Consider the following 928-nt stretch of genomic DNA (forward strand, 5'->3'; position numbering starts at 1 on the left):
CGCCCGGTAGGGCCGCGCGGCGACGCCGAGCAGCCCCGACGACCGGGGCGCCGGGCCCGTGGTCCGGCTGGCGCAGGTCGCCGGGCCCGTGGTCCGGCTGGCGCAGGTCGTCGGGCCCGTGGTCCGGCTAGCGCAGGTGGGACGTGTCGTTGAGCAGGCGTACGGAGGCGTTGCCGTCCCCGTAGTAGGCGACCGAGGAGATCGAGGCGGCCGACAGCTCCATCCTGAACAGCGCCTCGGGCGGGGCTCCCAGGGCGAGCCGGACGAGCGTCTTGATCGGGGTCACATGGGTGACGAGCAGGACCGTGCGGCCCGCGTACCGGGCGACGATCCGGTCCCGGGCGGCCGCGACCCGCTCGGCGACCTCCGAGAAGCTCTCGCCGCCGCCGGTCGGGGCGGTGTCCGGGGAGGCCAGCCAGGCGGTGAGGTCGTCGGCGTGCCGCTCCCGTACCTCCCCGAAGGTCAGGCCCTCCCAGGCGCCGAAGTCCGTCTCGCGCAGGCCCTCGTCGATGCGGACGTCGAGGCCGAGGCGGCCGGCGACGGCCGCTGCGGTCTCGCGGCAGCGGCGCAGCGGGGAGCTGACGATCTCCTGGACGGTGCCCAGGGCGGCGAAGTGCTCGGCGGCCCGGTCGGCCTGGCCCCGGCCGGTGGCGGAGAGTTCGGGGTCGGTGCCGCCGCTGCCGGAGAACCTCTTCTCGGGCGTGAGGGCGGTCTCGCCGTGCCGGAGCAGGATGAGCGTGGCGGGCGCGCCGAGGTCGGGGGCCGAGCCCCAGCCAACCGGCGGGGCCCCGGCCTTGTCCGGCGCGGTTCCGGCCGGCTGCCCGGGGGCGGGTGCGGGGACCGGCGTGGCGGGGACCGTGGTGTCCGGCACCCCGGGCTCGGGCACCGGGAAGAGCGTGTCGGCCGCCGGGGCGGCCGCGCCGCGTGC

The 928-nt window shown here is 78.1% G+C and carries 1 protein-coding gene; it reads right to left on the minus strand.

Going from position 1 to position 928, the window contains the following annotated elements:
* Positions 1-127: 127 nt before the first annotated feature.
* A partial coding sequence (locus CR470_RS38190; RefSeq protein ID WP_257139076.1) for a histidine phosphatase family protein occupies positions 128-928 on the minus strand: 801 nt, incomplete at its 5' end.

The organism is Streptomyces sp. rh34 (assembly GCF_002551245.1).
Taxonomy (GTDB): Bacteria; Actinomycetota; Actinomycetes; order Streptomycetales; family Streptomycetaceae; genus Streptomyces.